This window comes from Fictibacillus phosphorivorans (genome assembly GCF_007673525.1).
Lineage (GTDB): Bacteria > Bacillota > Bacilli > Bacillales > Fictibacillaceae > Fictibacillus > Fictibacillus phosphorivorans_C.
Genome location: NZ_VDZU01000001.1, coordinates 1,639,335 through 1,655,196, shown reverse-complemented (window position 1 = coordinate 1,655,196; position 15,862 = coordinate 1,639,335). Strand labels below are relative to the sequence as shown.

Genomic DNA, 15,862 nt, shown 5'->3' with positions numbered 1-15,862 from the left:
AAGAAGAGTATATCGAATAAAACGTTGTAATGTAAACTTTTTACCGCGTTAAGGTTATCAAATGTGTTTGACTAGGTGCCCCTAATCGTAAAGGTAGATGTGTTGCTCCATATCCGTTGCTCACTAATAAGGTATGTGTTAACTCTTCATACCAGCCGCCTCTTTTTGCTATTCCGAAAGGTCCAACACGGATTTGTCCTCCATGCGTGTGCCCCGTTAAAACAAGCTGGACGTTATCTTCACCGTTGATTTGTTTTGAAATATCAGGATTATGACTAATTAATATCCTGCAAGAAGTTTGGCATTCTTTAAGTGCATCTTTCAGAGAGGCAAAACCCAGGGATGTATCATTTACTCCAACCAAGTCGATAACATCATGGTTTCTTTTAATGCAGACGTTAGTATTGTCTAAAATCTTTGCACCTTCATTTTCGATCGTGAAAGCTAACTGTTTCGTATCTACATCGTAATCATTGTTACCCCATACAAAGAAAACAGGTCCAATCGTTGAAAGGCGCTTGATATTATCTTCTACCTTCTTCATTGAAACTCCTTTTTCAACAAGGTCACCACCTATTACAACGAGATCAGCTTTTCCAGATTCTTTAATAATCTTTTCCGATATTTCCCGCTTATGAACATCAGAAATAAAAAAGATCTTAAAATTTTCAAATGACTTTGGCAGTTTTGCAATCTTGATGGAATCGTGAATGACACGATTTCGATGCGCTTCAATATACATATATAGTATTAGCGAAATACCAGCTAAAATGAATAAATATAAAAAGATCATTGTGTCCTCCTGATATGAATTTAAATGATCATATCATATTTTCTTTCGGCATCCTAAGTAGAATGGACCCTGTGTTAATTTTTTGAATATTTAAAAAGATTTGTTGAAAAAAATGTAAATTTCACGTATGATTAATTTACATGATTAACCAAAATAAGAGGAGAGGAAAAACATCATGACATTAACTAAATTGAAGAATAAATCTCTCGTGACAGATCCGGAGCTGTCTTATAGCATGCGACTCGGTCTTCCTATAGAAGTGTATTGCATGGAAAAACACGAAACGCTAGCATTTGGAAGAATCGATCATTTTTGTGAAATGACCGTTGTTATCCAAGGTCAGCACCACGATCGAGATTCTTGTTTATTTTTCGGATGCCCCTGTCAGTAAATCTCATTATTTGTGAAGAATATTTATGTTATATTCATGTTTCATAAATTCAAAAACGACGTGCCTCTGGTTCCATTGTTCCTCATCACTCCACCATTCTTCGTTACGATCTATAAAATCTTTTCTGATCGCTTCAAAATCATCATCAGCTTTTTTGTACTTCTTTTTCATCCAGATCATATAAAAGCTCGCAAAAATAATAAAACCTGTACAGATCCATACCATTTCATCAGAGAATAATAACGTTAATGGATTTGAAAATCTAGAGGCTGTTGGAAGCTTATAGTAGTAAAGGTAGACGAAGGTTGCTAGTACAACAAAAATCATCGATAATCCCCATTGGTTGATGGCTTTTTTCCACTTGTCTTTTTCAGCTTTTTTATCAACAAGCTGTGCTAACACTATACTTGTCAATTCATCAACAAAGGGCTTTATCTTCCAGTGATTCAGTGCATTCATTCGCATTACCTCCTGTACACATAACTATGCCTATACAAGCAGATTCATGCTTTTTAATAATTGCTAGTCCGTGTAACAAGCCATTCCTTTCATTCTTAAGCAGACGATAAAGAAACACCAAAATTCGTTTAAAGGGAATCGAATAAAAGAATATTACAATCAAAAAAAGACCGTCTGGACATACATAACCAGGCGGTCTTTAATCCTCGATCTCTACTTGTTCAACGCCTTCTCGATCTTCACTCTGTACAGGGATATAAAGATCTTTTGACCACAATTTATAAGTCACTGTTATTCCGATCAAAAGAATAAAAGCAGCTAAGAGTAATCGAGTAACTAAAAAAGTTGTATTTCTCTTTTCTTTTTTAGCATTTTTTTGTTTTCTTTCGTTTTCTCTCTTTTTCCCGTGCACTTCTGTTCTTGAAGGCAAGGAATGAACATGTTGAACAGCAGCAGTGGTATGATCTGCTGTTTTATTTCTCAAACTCTCCGCCTGATCACTCTTCATCTAGATCCACACTCCTACTCTCGCTGTCAATGATATTGTTTTGTTTAGCTATCCAGCATCCAGAAATAAAATCGATCAAGAAATGAGCTATGAAAGGTACCCAAATGTTATCTGTCATCTCATAGATCAAACCTAGCCAAAAGCTTAATCCACAAACGATACTAAATAGAACAGGTTTTTTTATATAACGAACATGCAGTACAGCGAAAATAATACTCGTTAAAAATAGACCTAAAAGTGATTGAAGGACTCCGCGGAAGAGCCACTCTTCAGCAAAAGCAATTATGCCTGTTAGAAAAAAGATATGGATATACGAGAGAGAACCAAAAATCTTTTCGTTAATTCCGCCATCATCTAACGTTTCTTCCGGCAACCTCTTTTTTAACTGAATTGATAAAAATGGAAGGAACAACCCTGTACTTATCGCAAGCAGCCATTCGTTTATCGAAAGATCAAGGTCATGCAACACCCATGGAAATGATACGTTAAAGAAGAATGCAAGACCAATCGCCGTTATCATAAACAAACTTTGTGAAAAATAGACGTTTAACAAGAGTTCTCTCGGTGTGATCTGGTCGATCCAATTGTTTTTCACAGAATTTCTCATCCTTTAGTTGTACACTTCCTGTCTTAAAAGTCGTCTTAGTTCATCTTCCCATAATCCATAACAAGTGTTGCGTGACGCTTGCTTTCCATAAAAGTAAGAAAGGTCTGTTCCACAATGACCACAGCACATTGAATTTTGTTCATGACCGGATTCTCCGAAATATCTCAGCAATCCGCTTCGTTTACACTCATTACTTGTTGCCCACTTTTCGATCGCCTTCAATGCATCTATTTTATCAGCTTTTCTATTCTCTATCGTGAGTTTTATTGTCGAGATCAGCACATTTTTTTCGTGAACATCTAGATTTCGTTTATCTAGAACATCTGCTTTTTTCAAGTGATATTCCATGAACCTTTGACCTGTTTCAGATAAACCTACGAGTTTCAGATTTTCTCTGTAGGTATTCTCTTTTAACTGTTCTTGATCGGAAAACAAATAATCAATCTGTACTTGATCAGGCAGTTCTTGATCAATAAAATGGTACGGTATCTCAAGATCAGCTGGATGATACAACAGGACAGCTGCAGAAGGTTTCGAGTCTCTGCCCGCTCTCCCTATTTCTTGAATATATCCTTCAATCGTAGAGGGTGTGTGAAAATGAATCACAAATCTGATGTCCGGTTTATTTATTCCCATTCCAAAAGCATTCGTACAAATAATAATGTTCAGCTGTGATTCAAGATATTGCTTTTGTACAAGAAGTCTCTCATCCGCATTCATGCCACCATGATAATAAGCGATCCCTTCTATCTCATGATCTTGAAATTTTTTCACTAGCTGTTCTGCCGCATTCCTGGTATTCGTATAGATGATGCCCGGACCCTTAAGCTGTTGAACCAGCTCCATTGCTCTCTCCACTTTCTGATCATGCTCATCAAATCGTTCAACAAAGATAGATATGTTCGGACGGTTCACACTATGAATATGTACGTTTGCAGTCTTCATGTCTAGATGATGAAGGATATCATCTTGTACTTTTTTTGTTGCCGTTGCTGTTAATGCAAGACAAAGAGGATTTCTCATCGCTTTTTTCATATCTGCTAACTCTAGATAAAAGGGACGAAATTCATGACCCCATTTTGAGATGCAATGTGCTTCATCGACTACGAATAACGACCAACTAACTGACAGCAGAATAGAACGGATGTATGGGTTTTGAAGGATTTCTGGACTCACAAACACAAACTGATAATCTTGTATTCTTTTTAGGATGATCTGTTTCTCACCCTGGTCTAAAAAGCTGTTAAGTGCGACCGTTCTTTTGAATCCGGCTTGTTTGAACTGATCTACTTGATCTTCCATCAACGATACCAATGGAGAAACGATAAGTGCTCTTCCTTTTAATAGTTGTGCAGTCATCTGATAGATTAAGGTTTTTCCGGTTCCAGTCGGCAGCATACCTAACACATCATTTCCTGAAAGCAGGTCAGTAATCATCTCTTTTTGGCCAGATCTAAACGTTGAAAATCCATATAATTCTTTAAGTGCTGCTTCCAGTTGCATGTTTACCACCCTCTTTTGCAAGTACTAGCCTGATCTGAAAATATGACAGATGTGGAAAGGCATCTTTAAATGGGCGAAGCTTCGTTTCATTCGTTTTTCTGTAATAGTGTTTTACCTTCAAAAATTCTTGTTCATCAATGTAAGGGATTATCGAAAAATCGGGAACTTCTCTTGCAATCTCGACAAGATGATCTTCTAGTGTGCTGCTCTTAAGATTTCTAACGCTCATGATTTCGTCTATCGATTTATTGCTTTTTAACATTTTAAAAGTTATTGATGCTGAATTCGTTAATGCTGGAGCTTCTGTATACGAACCTATTAAGGAGTACAGCATTGGAAGATCAATCTTTTCTGAGGTTACCTTTTGTATGAGAGAATGCAAGACCGCCCTGAAACGAAGGATAGTCTCTTGCAGACTTATGCCTTCAACCCGGGATATCTGCTCAAATGTACTGCCAATTCTATTGTATCCAGACAATTTCTTAACAAATAGATCCGCTGATACCTTATCATGTTCAAACAGTACTCGTGATACTTCAGAATAGAGTTTTTCCGCTTGAACCTTTCTTTCTGAATTTGATTTAGGAAAAACAGATTTGACTTTTTGAATCACTGAGAAGTCCCTTATTACTGGTGAATAATTGAAATTACCATAAAGCGAGTTGGAAAGAGCTTGTACATATAACGTAATCACTTGCCAACAAGAAGTCTCGATTGAGGCATACTTAAGTCCGTTTAAATGCTTTAGGTATGATAATCTATCATTCTCACTCTCTAGAATTTCTTCACCTTTTTCAGTAAGGATATAAACATGGTCTTCTACAGCCTCCATATACTTTTCTTTTATCAAGCTATGAATGGTTTCAGTAAAAGTATCATGTGCCATGCCTTTAAAAGCGGAATAATATCGTTCAATGCCAAACCATTGACTGTCAGACAATGATTGTGCCGTTTTCTTTCCAGTAACCATATAATAGACGCCTGAGCTTTTTCTACTACCGTTTATTTTTCGAAAGATATCTAATAAAACAACATGACAAATATCAATAATAAATCACCACACTTTATCATATAATCTATCTTATCAGAATTAAGGAAATTTAAGAGTAAAAGTGTTATATTAAGAGGAAGATTGGGAATAAAAGATATGACGAGGTCCTAATTTTCTATTGAAAAGTAGAGGGATACTTATTACAATATGATTAGTAGACCCTTAATTTAAAATGGTTAAATATGTAAGCGGGTATTCTTTCAATTCCTTAGGAGGTATTCATTATGCCAAAGTATACGATTGTTGACAAAGAAACATGTATCGCATGTGGAGCATGCGGAGCTGCAGCACCAGACATTTACGATTATGACGACGAAGGAATTGCGTTTGTAACTCTAGACGATAACCAAGGAATCGTTGAAATTCCAGATGTATTGTTAGAAGATATGCAAGATGCATTCGAAGGCTGTCCTACAGATTCCATTAAAGTATCTGATGAGTCATTCGATGGTGATGCATTAAAATTCGAATAGTTTTCATCTTACCTGGAACCCTCTTACATTAGAGGGTTTTTATTTATTTTATTAAGGATGATTCTCATTGTCAATTAGTTTTCTTATATTTTGAAACCGCTATCTTAAAAATCATAGTTGTACCTATCGTCAGAATGTGATAAATTATCAAAATATTGATGCTATTCATAAAGATAACCAAGGGGTGGAACTGTGACAGCAACCGTATTAGTCTGTGATGGAATAACGAGTGAAGGTGTTGAGCCGTTAGTAAAACTTGAAGGCGTTGAATTGATATTCGGAAAACTAGATGAAATCACTCAACCAGAAAACATTCAAGGAATCATGGTAAGAAGTGCAACAAAGATTACTGAAGATGTACTGAATCAACTGCCAGCGCTTCAGATCATCGCACGAGCTGGTGTTGGTGTAGATAATATCGATCTGAACGCAGCTACAAAAAGAGGTGTACTCGTCGTAAATGCACCTGAAGGAAACACTATTTCAACTGCAGAACATACTTGGGCCATGATGATGGCATTAGTCCGTAACATTCCACAAGCAAATCAATCTGTAAAACAAGGTGAATGGAACCGCAAAAAGTATACGGGCCAAGAACTCTACCAGAAAACGCTCGGTATAGTCGGCATGGGAAGAATCGGCTCAGAGCTTGCAAAGCGCGCGAAAAGTTTCTCCATGAACGTACTCGTATTCGACCCTTATTTTCCGAAAGAAAAACAAAAAGAACTATCTGTTACTTCTGTTGATCTTGATACGTTAATCCAGCAGAGTGACGTGATCACCGTTCATACCCCGCTTACAAAAGATACCCATAAACTATTAAATCTTGATAACTTAAAATACGCTAAAAAAGGTGCGTTCATCCTAAACTGTGCTCGTGGAGGCATCATCGATGAGGAAGCTCTTCTACACTACTTGGATAACGAACATCTATCTGGCTGCGCTCTTGACGTTTTTGAACAAGAACCGCCCGTCAGTCGCTCTTTAGTCGATCATCCTAAAGTGATCGTTACACCTCATATCGCTGCATCCACGGTGCAAGCGCAAAAAAATGTAGCCTATATGGCGAGCGATGAGATTCGATCGCATTTTTTACATCAACCATTAAAACATGCGGTGAACTTCCCTTCACTATCAAAAGATACGTATGAGAAACTGATTGCTTATTATGATTTCTCAAATCTTCTTGGTTCTTTTACGACTCAGTTCTTTAAAGAACCCGTTTCAGAGATTTCGATCGGTTATGGCGGATCCTTATCTGAAACCGATACTTCTTCCCTTACACGCAGTTTTTTGTGTGGCTTCTTAAAAACGAGATTAGATCGCCCTGTTAACGATGTAAACAGCATGGTGGCCGCGAAGGAACAAGGAATTGTAGTCGGTGAAAAGCATGGGACAGATGATCACGGTTATCCAAATATCATCCATGTAAAAGTCACAGGTCTGAACACAACATTTACACTTTCGGCAACACTCGTTAAAGGATTTGGTGGCCGAATCATCAAATTGAACGGCTACACGGTTGATTTTGTTCCACAAGGATCACTTCTGTACATCGAGCATCGTGATACACCAGGAATCATCGGAAAAGTAGGAGCATTTTTAGGAGAACGCAACATCAATATCGCAACGATGCACGTTGGGCGTAAATCAGCAGGTGGTGAGGCGATGATGGTCCTTACCTTTGACACCCAGCTTCCAGAATCTACTCAGAAAGAGCTCAGGAGCATTGAGGATCTTCTCGTGTGCAAACCTTTGGATCTATAATATCGAGAAAGCAAAAAGCTCTGCATGATGATTGCAGAGCTTTTTTATATATGTTTATCCTAAATCTACTTCTTTTCTTTCCCCATCCTGAAAAGTCATCAGCTTCGTATAACCAATCTCTTTTGCAAGCTTTATCGTCTCCTCATAATTCTCTCCAACTTGGTGAGGTTCATGAGCATCTGAAGAGAGTACGATCGGTATCCCTTTTTTATAGCAAAGTGATAGAAGTTCTGGCTCTGGATAGATTCGTCCGACAGGTTTTCTTAGACCCGCAGATGAGATCTCTACACATGTTTTTGAATTTTGTAACGCATCCGTGACGCGCTCATACTGTTCGAAGAGAAATTCTTGATCAGTCGGAACATATTTAAAGATCTTGACTAGATCGATATGTCCAACAATATCAAATAGATTTGATTCTGCAAGAGTTACAATTTGATCATAGTACGAACGATACGTTTCATAAAGATCACGACGATCCCACTCTTTTCGGTATTCTGCAAGGTCTATCCCAAAATCATCAACCCAATGCACAGAACCGATCACATAATCGAAAGGATAGGACTTTATGAAAGCCTTCATCTCAGCGTGTCTACCGGGCGTATAATCCATTTCGATCGACATGCGAACGTCCATTTCCAACTGATCTGCTCGTTTAAAGAGATCCACATAATCATCCATCTTGTAATAGCGTCTTTCTTCCATCCATGGTCTTGATACGATGTTTTTTGTTTCATAAAAGTGATAAGCGTGTTCCGAGATCCCAAACTCTTGTATTCCCTTCTCTTTTGCTGTGTCTACAAACTGTTTTAGATAATCGATCGTCAATGTCCCTTTTTCGAGATGAGAATGGTAATCTGTTAGCATATTAATCTCCTTTTTAAAACGTTTTACCATATGTACCATGAAATCATTGAACGTTCAAGTGTTTATGCTCCCAATTTACCTCCGATAAATAAGACGCTTAAGCACATCATTAAAAAAATCACAGCAAAAAAACGGTTCAGATAATCTCGCATAGGGTCCTCCTAGGTAAAAGTAAAATCAACTTTATCATCCTATTCAGCTTTTCAACTTTTTGAACCGGTTTTTAAAGAAAAAAAGCTCCCTATTCAAAGGCAGCTTTTTGACTAACATCCTTATTTATATAATTTTCCATCACATAAAGAAGTGGTTTGTAAAGAACGATAAAGAATACTACGTTACCAATAGCGTGATTTAGATCAAAAGGAAGACTCGCTAAGTAATACGGCCAGAATTTCTGCATGATGATACCGCCAAAGAGAACGGACATGATAAAACCAAACAGAAAGCCACAGAATCCAGCATAGATAGTGAGCAACCACCAAGGAATATTATGTCGGTATCTTCCTATGTATGCACTCATTACGGCAATCAGCCCCCATGCAAACATCTGACCGAACGTCCACAAGCCGTGTCCTAAAAATAGATTGGTTGTGATCGTACTTAATATCGCAAGTAAGAGCCCTTGAGCTGGACCGAGTACGAATGAAGCAAGAATGAGGATCGTTGTATTCGGCTGAACATTCGGTATCATAGCAAAGGCGATTCTTCCAACAGTTAAAATAGCAGCAAGTAAGGCAATGATCGTAATTCTTTTTACTGTCAGCTTATTCATACTTGTGAAGATCAAATTCTACGACATCGCCAGGTTTTAACGTGATTTCTTTAGCACCCTTCATCGCTTCTTCACCGTTTACAGAGAAAAACCATGATGTTTTGTCCTGTTCGCTCCCGGCCACACCTTCAATACTGCTTATGAATGCTCCATCGTACTGAGTTTCAATCTTAAAGTTATCTTGCATCACGTCCATGATGGTCGCATCTTTTGCAATCTCTATTTTCTTTTCTGTAACCTTTTCTTTTCCGTTATCCTTTGTGATCTGAACCGTTACTTGTTCTTTTTTCGTTTCTTCTTGTTTCGGCTGATCCGCTTTTTCTTTCGTTTCAGTCGTTCCACAGCCCACCAACATCATCATCATTGTTGCTAATACTAAAAGTAATTTCTTCATGATTAACCTCTTTCTGTTATAAAAACACTTTGTTTGATACTAAATTTACTTCACGCAACTAAAAAAATCCCCTTCGGCTACGAAGGAGATTAATAGTATACAGGCAGAAAACAGCAACCGGCCCCGGTACTGTTAAACACCCCCCTATCCTCGTAGGTCATGTCATGTAACAAACAGGCAGGTCTCCTGGCTCTTGATCATCGTCTCCTAACACCTTCCCGTTTTCACAGTGGCGATATTATAGGATCCTCACAATTACAGTGGCGGGACCGCAACGGCATCTAACCGTTTTCCCTATTAAGCTCGTCCAATAAAGGACTGCACCTGTTTAACACTTATGAAATTTTATGAAATCACAATTCCTATTATAAACATATTGGAGAAATTTGTGAAATCCTTTTTTAACAACTGCTTTTGTTCCTTATGAAACAAGATTAATCGGGACGTATTGCTAATTTATTTCAACGTTCGCGGAATAACGAAAGAAAATGTCGTGCCTTCATTATTTTTACTATGAACGCTGATCTGACCACCATGTGCTTCTACAATGTTTCTTGCAATAGCGAGGCCAAGGCCAGTTCCGCCTGATTTTCCTCTTGTTCTTGCTTTATCACCTTTATAAAAGCGTTCGAAAACAAATGGCAGATCTTCTTCTTTAATACCCGTTCCATTGTCTTTAACAAAAAACTTCACGTTCTGTTCGCTCACTTCTATAGTAAGGTTTACAAAACCGCCTTGAGAAGTATGACGAATGGCATTGTCGATCAAATTGGTTAAGACTTGCTCAATCCGGTCTGGATCGATATCCATCTCCTCTTGCAAACTTTTGAGATTTTTCTTAAATTCAAGATTTAATTGAATCTCTCTGTCTTTAGCAGGTCCTTGAAATTTCCGAACGATTCTTTCTGCGAAAGGAATGATCGGAAGAGAACTGTAGTGAAGCTTCATATGACCCGCCTCTAATCTTGCAAGATCGAGGAGTTCGTTAACAAGTCTTCCCATTCGTTTCGATTCGTCTAAGATGATTCCTGCTAACTCTTTCTTCTCTTCTTCAGATTCTGCAATATCATCTACGATCGCTTCACTATACCCTTGAAGCATCGCAATAGGCGTCTTCAATTCATGTGAAACGTTCGCAACAAAGTCTTCTCTAAGCTTGTCCATACGACGTTCTTCCGTCATATCTCGAAGAACAGCGACTGCTCCTCGTATTAAAGATTGGTCATACAGCGGCGTCATTACGACTACCCACGAACGGCCTTGTATCGCGATCTCTGTCATCTGCTCACTCTCGAGTGCAACAACTTGTCCAAAGAGCTGTTTGACCGTCTCAGGAACGTTTCCGTTGACCTCAGTCTTCATGCCTGATTCGTAATAGAATGCCTGTAGGAACCGATCAGCAGGAGGATTCGTAACAAGAATGTTCATTTTTCTATCAAAAGTGATCACACCATCTGCCATCGAACTCAAAACACTCGTTAGCTGCTCTTTTTCTTGGTTCAACGCAGTGATGTTGTTTTTTAACTGTCTGCCCATCCGGTTAAACGTCATGCCAAGTTCGCCGATCTCATCATGTGTTAAAATCGGTACTTTCATATCAAACTCACCTTTAGCTACAGATGTCGCCGCTTCCCTCATCCTTCTTAGTGGGGCGGTAATACGCGTAGATAAGAAGAACGCAAAAATCGTAGTTAAAATGATTGCGATCCCTGCTGCTAAAAAGATGAGATACTTGGTATGATTCGTCGTCTTTTCTACATTCTCGATGGATTGATAGACGTAAACAGCTCCTGCATTGTCCCCTGATCCATATGGTTCACCATAGATAATCATCCTTTGCATCGTCTCATCATTTTTATTCAGAACGGGAAATTCTCCGTTTACGTAGATCTTTTTTCCACTTTCTGCAACAGTTGATAACTGATCGTTCTCTTTAAAAACAGAGACAGGGATATAAGGTGCATCATCGTAAGTATTCTCAGACATAAAGGATTCCTGATTTTCATCTATGATCATGATCGACATAGAATATGCTTCGGCCATTTCACTTGTGATGCGTATTGCTTCTTCTTTATTCTCATCGCTCTCCATAATCAACATCACTCGATCAGCCATCTTCGTTAATTGATCTCGCGCTTGATCATCGTAAAACGATTCAAAGAACTGCGTAAGGAGAATGGTGAGAAGGGTTAAAACAACTGAAACTAATAAGAGTATCGTGATCCAAAGTTTACCAACTACACTTCTCCAAATCATTCATTCCCAACCTCAAATTTGTACCCTACTCCCCAAACTGTTGCAATCATGGATGCTGCATCAGGTGAGACTTTGTTAAGCTTCTCTCTAAGTCTTTTCACATGTGTGTCAACTGTTCTAAGGTCACCAAAGAATTCATAGTTCCAAACATCTTTAAGAAGTTGTTCGCGTGCATAGACTTTATCTGGGGTCTTTGCTAAATAGTACAACAACTCATATTCTTTTGGTGTTAAGTTAACTTCTTTTCCGCCAGCTGTTACACGGTGAGCATCGTGATCGATCGTAAGGTGTTTAAATACAACCACGTTTTTTGCAACCGTCTCAGTTTGAAGAAACTTCGTAGGAGAAGACCGTCTTAACAGTGCTTTCACACGTAGAATAACTTCTCTTGGACTGAACGGCTTCGCGATATAATCGTCCGTACCAGCTTCGAAGCCTTCTATGCGATTAAGCTCTTCTCCTTTAGCTGTTAACATGATCACAGGAGTCGCTTTCTTTTCTCTTAATTTCTCACAAACCTCAATCCCGTCCATACCCGGAAGCATGAGGTCGAGCAAGATCAGATCAAAATTGATGGATACTGCCATCTGTAGCGCATCCTCACCGTTTTCTGCTTCATGAACTTCGTAGTTCTCTCGCTCTAGATACATCGTTAATAGTTTTCGAATTCTTTCTTCATCATCAACAACTAGAATTTTAGCTTCTGTATCCATATTCAATCCTCCACTTAAAATCAGTTAAACAAGATTTTTTTCCTGCCTCTATCATACATGAAACCAACTACACTAAACAAACCGGACATGCTGTAACTCTATTTTCTTTTGACTTAGGGATGGTTTTGAATACAACTTATTCAGTAGTTGATTTCCGTTACAGATGCTCGCTTTCCACGGGGCGAACGGTGTTCGAAGAAGTACGTGTGCTCCTGTGTCTACCAGCAAACCCTATCGAAACGAGTTTTCTCGTCGCATGCCTTACCAGAAGAAATTGCAGGTAGCTGGCACGCTACGCGCCCTTAGGAGTCTCCACCTGGCCGCTCGTCCCGTAGGAGTCTCGCGTCTTCCACTACAATAAACTTATCAATGAAGTTAATAAAAATGATTAAAACAACAATTCCTAAAGGTCATTATGTAGTTCATCATGTTCGTCTCTTTTAAAAAAGTCTCTCTAATAAAAGAGAGACTTCTTAAATCTTTAAGCGTATGAATGCAATCCTACAAGAACAAGGTTTACCGCGATCAAGTTAAATGTGATGATCCAGAACCCTAACACGCAAAGCCAAGCAGACTTTTCTCCGTGCCAGCCTCTTGATAATCGTAAATGAAGAAATGCGGCATAGAACAAGAACGTGATAAGAGCCCAAACTTCTTTTGGATCCCATCCCCAAAATCTTGACCAAGCTTGCTGAGCCCAAATCATAGCAAAGATAAGTGCTCCTAGTGTAAAGATAGGAAAACCGATTGCAACTGCTCGGTAGCTGATTTCATCAAGAAGATCTGGTTTCATCTTAACTTTTGTTTGAAGAGCTGCTGCTATTCGTTTTCTTAAAATTAGGCGAAGCAAGCCGTAAAGGGCAGCTCCTGCTAATAGTGACCAGATAAACGTATTTAGCTTAATAGAAGCATCGACACCGTTCATCCAAGATGGAGTTCTGAATAATGGTCCAAAAGAATCGTCAAGTTGCTCTCCGTTACTAGGTCCAGCGATAGCTGGCATATCGTAAACTACTTTAACTGCTTGATTGTTATCATCCATCATCTCAAATGTTGTTTCATACCCAACACCCTTGAACCCGATGGAAACAAAAATGAACCCAACAACAGCAATCAAGCTGTATAGGATGATCTCTAACCATAAAGTCTTTTTTGACGAGACCGTCTGATCAACTGTACGGATCAAATATATCAGTCCAGATACGAAAGAGATCGCAAGGATTCCTTCTCCAAGCGCCGCTGTCGTAACATGGATCTTTAGCCAGTCACTTTGAAGTGCAGGAATCAGCGGAGAGATATCTCTTGGAAACATGCTTGCATACGCGATGACGAGAACGGCTATTGGCATCGCAAAAACACCAAGGCCGTTCGTACGATAGATGATGTATAAAATAATAAATGCGAGTACCATCATCATGCCAAAAAACGTAGTAAACTCAAACAAGTTACTTACAGGAGCATGTCCACTTGCCATCCACCTTGTAATAAAATAGCCTAGTTGAGCTGCAAAACCTACACATGAACTTATGAACCCTATTTTTCCCCACTTTTTTGTATGAACAGCATCTTTTCCTTTTTTATCTGAAATAGACATTGCAAAGAATAGAGTAGAGAACAAGTAAATAATAAATGCACTATATAAAAGTGTACTGCTGATTTCAGCCATCATTAACCCTCCCGCTTGAACAGCATTACTTTGAAGCTGTTTCTTTTTCTTCTAAAGGTGTGAGATTGGTCTTATCAGACAGAAATTCCACATCTTTTTTCAAGCCATACCAGTTCTTGTTCGTATGCGCCGCAGCCCATACTTCACCTGCATTTTGTTTGATCCAAATTCTTCTATAGTTCCAATATAAACCTTGTGTAACACCTATCATAAAGATGATTCCACCAAGCGCGATAATCCAAAGCGTATGGTCTTTTCGGACTGTAAGCGCCGTTAGATCTTTCGTTTCTATACCAGCGAATGTCATTTTAAACTGATTCTCACCGGAATCAATATTTTTCTGAATTCCTACAAATGCTTTTTCTCCTTCTGGTGTTTTGGGAGAATACATAGAGAATACAAACGCAGGGTTATCAGGTAAGTTATTAACAGTTGATGGCTGGTTCTGGTCGTTTAGGACGAAGTTTGGAAAGTATTCTTCGATCTTAACTTTATAGCCATCGCCTAGATCATACTCTTTCTTAGGGTCATGAAGATCTACTGTTAATTTACCAAATTTGTTACCTGTTGCTTTTTCTTCGAGTTCGAAGCTCATCTTGTAAAACTCGTTAAGCTTAAAGTCTGTTTGATAAAGAGCAAACGAGTCGAACTTAAACGGTTCGTTGACTCGAATCTCACCACTCTTAACTTTTTCAAGCTCTGGCTCGGCTCCGATCGTATGGTTCTCTTTTGTTTTATAGAGAGTAACATTACTTTGATAGTTTTTTGCGACTTCTCCATCTACAGAACTAAGCGCACTATTAAACTTCTTTTCTTCCTTATCATACATCTCAAGAATGAAGTCGTTGTTTTCTAGATAATATTGTCCTTCTTCACTTGAAGTGCCTGGAATCGATGCTTTTTCTCCTTCTCGCACCCATAAGATATCATCAACGTACATTCCTGGGAAGAAACGAAGCATTGCCCCCGTTAAAAAGATGATCAGTCCAACATGGTTTACATAAGCTCCCCATCTTGAAAAACGGCCCTTCTCTGCAAAGAGGTTGCCATTTTCTTCTCGAACTTTGTAACGAAGAGATTCAAGCGTGTACTTAATCTCATCAAGTTCCACATCACTGCTTTTTGAGAACAATCGCTGATTCTTCATGAATTGATCATGTCTTGTGACTCTTTGGGTCTTTAATGCTTTATAAAGCGGTATACCACGATCAAGACTGGCAATAATGATAGAGAGTCCTAACATTCCTAGTAGAAGAATGAACCACCAAGAACCATAAAGGTTATGAAATCCTAACAAATAATAGATAAGTCCGAGCGTACCGTATTCGCTTTCATAATGAGTCGCAGGATCAACATTTGGAGGTATGAACGTCTCTTGTGGAAAAATGGTTCCGATCGCCGCTGCTACTAAAATAATGACAATGAGCCATACTCCGACTTTAACAGACGAAAAGAAGTTCCAAATCTTATCTACAAGTGTTTGTTTATAGGTTTGGGATCGCCGCGCGCTTCCTTCGTATCTCATGCTTGATAGTATTTCAACATCTTGCTTCAACGGTTTTCCGCAAGCTTGACAAAGGCTTGTTCCGTATGGGTTAGAGTGGCCGCATTCACATGTTATCGTTTGCATCATTTCACCCCG

General features: G+C 38.8%; 16 protein-coding genes and 1 riboswitch. Of the genes, 3 read left to right on the top strand and 13 right to left on the bottom strand.

What is annotated here, in order from left to right; genetic code table 11:
* Window positions 1–40 precede the first annotated feature (40 nt).
* Window positions 41–793, bottom strand: a complete 753-nt coding sequence (locus FS458_RS08075) for a metallophosphoesterase (protein WP_144699328.1) — start codon at window positions 791–793, stop codon at window positions 41–43.
* 175 nt (window positions 794–968) lie between these two features.
* On the opposite strand from FS458_RS08075, the gene FS458_RS08070 reads away from it, so the two are divergent.
* The gene (locus FS458_RS08070; protein WP_144699326.1) at window positions 969–1,184 is read left to right on the top strand and encodes a hypothetical protein; all 216 of its coding nucleotides are present in this window, start codon (window positions 969–971) and stop codon (window positions 1,182–1,184) included.
* 6 nt (window positions 1,185–1,190) lie between these two features.
* Here FS458_RS08070 and FS458_RS08065 read toward each other — a convergent pair whose 3' ends face one another.
* From FS458_RS08065 to FS458_RS08045, 5 genes are all read right to left on the bottom strand, one after another.
* Window positions 1,191–1,643 (bottom strand): DUF2663 family protein, encoded by a 453-nt coding sequence (locus tag FS458_RS08065; RefSeq protein WP_186320487.1) that lies wholly within the window; start codon window positions 1,641–1,643, stop codon window positions 1,191–1,193.
* 199 nt (window positions 1,644–1,842) lie between these two features.
* Window positions 1,843–2,151 carry a hypothetical protein gene (locus tag FS458_RS08060; RefSeq protein ID WP_144699322.1) on the bottom strand — a complete coding sequence of 103 codons (309 nt, stop codon included), beginning with the start codon at window positions 2,149–2,151 and terminating at the stop codon, window positions 1,843–1,845.
* Window positions 2,141–2,746: a CPBP family intramembrane glutamic endopeptidase gene (locus tag FS458_RS08055; RefSeq protein WP_260858511.1), complete on the bottom strand. Its 606-nt coding sequence runs from the start codon at window positions 2,744–2,746 to the stop codon at window positions 2,141–2,143. The genes FS458_RS08060 and FS458_RS08055 overlap by 11 nt, the downstream gene beginning before the upstream one ends.
* 15 nt (window positions 2,747–2,761) lie before the next feature.
* Window positions 2,762–4,261: a RecQ family ATP-dependent DNA helicase gene (locus tag FS458_RS08050; protein ID WP_144699318.1), complete on the bottom strand. Its 1,500-nt coding sequence runs from the start codon at window positions 4,259–4,261 to the stop codon at window positions 2,762–2,764.
* The gene (locus tag FS458_RS08045; protein WP_144699316.1) at window positions 4,239–5,231 is read right to left on the bottom strand and encodes a helix-turn-helix domain-containing protein; all 993 of its coding nucleotides are present in this window, start codon (window positions 5,229–5,231) and stop codon (window positions 4,239–4,241) included. The genes FS458_RS08050 and FS458_RS08045 overlap by 23 nt, the downstream gene beginning before the upstream one ends.
* Window positions 5,232–5,536: 305 nt before the next feature.
* Here FS458_RS08045 and FS458_RS08040 point away from each other — a divergent pair, with 305 nt between their 5' ends.
* Complete coding sequence (locus FS458_RS08040; RefSeq protein ID WP_066395765.1) at window positions 5,537–5,785, top strand: ferredoxin; 249 nt, start codon at window positions 5,537–5,539, stop codon at window positions 5,783–5,785.
* Window positions 5,786–5,977: 192 nt separating this feature from the next.
* Window positions 5,978–7,552 (top strand): phosphoglycerate dehydrogenase, encoded by a 1,575-nt coding sequence (gene serA, locus FS458_RS08035; protein ID WP_144699314.1) that lies wholly within the window; start codon window positions 5,978–5,980, stop codon window positions 7,550–7,552.
* 54 nt (window positions 7,553–7,606) lie between these two features.
* Here the strand turns inward: serA and FS458_RS08030 are convergent, their stop codons facing one another.
* The 7 genes from FS458_RS08030 to resB all read right to left on the bottom strand — a co-directional run bounded on the left by FS458_RS08030 (window position 7,607) and on the right by resB (window position 15,850).
* Complete coding sequence (locus FS458_RS08030) at window positions 7,607–8,419, bottom strand: histidinol-phosphatase (protein WP_144699312.1); 813 nt, start codon at window positions 8,417–8,419, stop codon at window positions 7,607–7,609.
* 241 nt (window positions 8,420–8,660) lie between these two features.
* Window positions 8,661–9,191 (bottom strand): ECF transporter S component, encoded by a 531-nt coding sequence (locus FS458_RS08025; protein ID WP_144699310.1) that lies wholly within the window; start codon window positions 9,189–9,191, stop codon window positions 8,661–8,663.
* A complete protein-coding gene (locus FS458_RS08020) occupies window positions 9,184–9,585 on the bottom strand; it encodes a DUF4430 domain-containing protein (protein ID WP_144699309.1) in 402 nt (133 codons plus the stop codon). The genes FS458_RS08025 and FS458_RS08020 overlap by 8 nt, the downstream gene beginning before the upstream one ends.
* Window positions 9,586–9,744: 159 nt before the next feature.
* Window positions 9,745–9,928, bottom strand: a riboswitch (cobalamin riboswitch).
* A gap of 113 nt (window positions 9,929–10,041) precedes the next feature.
* Window positions 10,042–11,841 carry an ATP-binding protein gene (locus FS458_RS08015; protein WP_144699307.1) on the bottom strand — a complete coding sequence of 600 codons (1,800 nt, stop codon included), beginning with the start codon at window positions 11,839–11,841 and terminating at the stop codon, window positions 10,042–10,044.
* Window positions 11,838–12,554: a response regulator transcription factor gene (locus tag FS458_RS08010; protein WP_066395787.1), complete on the bottom strand. Its 717-nt coding sequence runs from the start codon at window positions 12,552–12,554 to the stop codon at window positions 11,838–11,840. The genes FS458_RS08015 and FS458_RS08010 overlap by 4 nt, the downstream gene beginning before the upstream one ends.
* A gap of 481 nt (window positions 12,555–13,035) precedes the next feature.
* Window positions 13,036–14,220, bottom strand: a complete 1,185-nt coding sequence (gene ccsB / locus FS458_RS08005) for a c-type cytochrome biogenesis protein CcsB (RefSeq protein ID WP_144699305.1) — start codon at window positions 14,218–14,220, stop codon at window positions 13,036–13,038.
* A gap of 25 nt (window positions 14,221–14,245) precedes the next feature.
* Window positions 14,246–15,850: a cytochrome c biogenesis protein ResB gene (gene resB, locus FS458_RS08000; protein ID WP_144703420.1), complete on the bottom strand. Its 1,605-nt coding sequence runs from the start codon at window positions 15,848–15,850 to the stop codon at window positions 14,246–14,248.
* Window positions 15,851–15,862 lie beyond the last annotated feature (12 nt).

What these genes read in the sequence shown, in the direction of transcription:
- FS458_RS08010 (WP_066395787.1), bottom strand. Translation starts at nt 12,554, where the DNA reads ATGGATACAGAAGCTAAAATTCTAGTTGTTGATGATGAAGAAAGAATT.
- FS458_RS08045 (WP_144699316.1), bottom strand. Translation starts at nt 5,231, where the DNA reads ATGGTTACTGGAAAGAAAACGGCACAATCATTGTCTGACAGTCAATGG.
- FS458_RS08060 (WP_144699322.1), bottom strand. Translation starts at nt 2,151, where the DNA reads ATGAAGAGTGATCAGGCGGAGAGTTTGAGAAATAAAACAGCAGATCAT.
- ccsB (WP_144699305.1), bottom strand. Translation starts at nt 14,220, where the DNA reads ATGGCTGAAATCAGCAGTACACTTTTATATAGTGCATTTATTATTTAC.
- FS458_RS08025 (WP_144699310.1), bottom strand. Translation starts at nt 9,191, where the DNA reads ATGAATAAGCTGACAGTAAAAAGAATTACGATCATTGCCTTACTTGCT.
- FS458_RS08050 (WP_144699318.1), bottom strand. Translation starts at nt 4,261, where the DNA reads ATGCAACTGGAAGCAGCACTTAAAGAATTATATGGATTTTCAACGTTT.
- FS458_RS08030 (WP_144699312.1), bottom strand. Translation starts at nt 8,419, where the DNA reads ATGCTAACAGATTACCATTCTCATCTCGAAAAAGGGACATTGACGATC.
- FS458_RS08075 (WP_144699328.1), bottom strand. Translation starts at nt 793, where the DNA reads ATGATCTTTTTATATTTATTCATTTTAGCTGGTATTTCGCTAATACTA.
- FS458_RS08065 (WP_186320487.1), bottom strand. Translation starts at nt 1,643, where the DNA reads ATGAATGCACTGAATCACTGGAAGATAAAGCCCTTTGTTGATGAATTG.
- FS458_RS08020 (WP_144699309.1), bottom strand. Translation starts at nt 9,585, where the DNA reads ATGAAGAAATTACTTTTAGTATTAGCAACAATGATGATGATGTTGGTG.
- resB (WP_144703420.1), bottom strand. Translation starts at nt 15,850, where the DNA reads ATGCAAACGATAACATGTGAATGCGGCCACTCTAACCCATACGGAACA.
- FS458_RS08070 (WP_144699326.1), top strand. Translation starts at nt 969, where the DNA reads ATGACATTAACTAAATTGAAGAATAAATCTCTCGTGACAGATCCGGAG.
- FS458_RS08015 (WP_144699307.1), bottom strand. Translation starts at nt 11,841, where the DNA reads ATGATTTGGAGAAGTGTAGTTGGTAAACTTTGGATCACGATACTCTTA.
- FS458_RS08040 (WP_066395765.1), top strand. Translation starts at nt 5,537, where the DNA reads ATGCCAAAGTATACGATTGTTGACAAAGAAACATGTATCGCATGTGGA.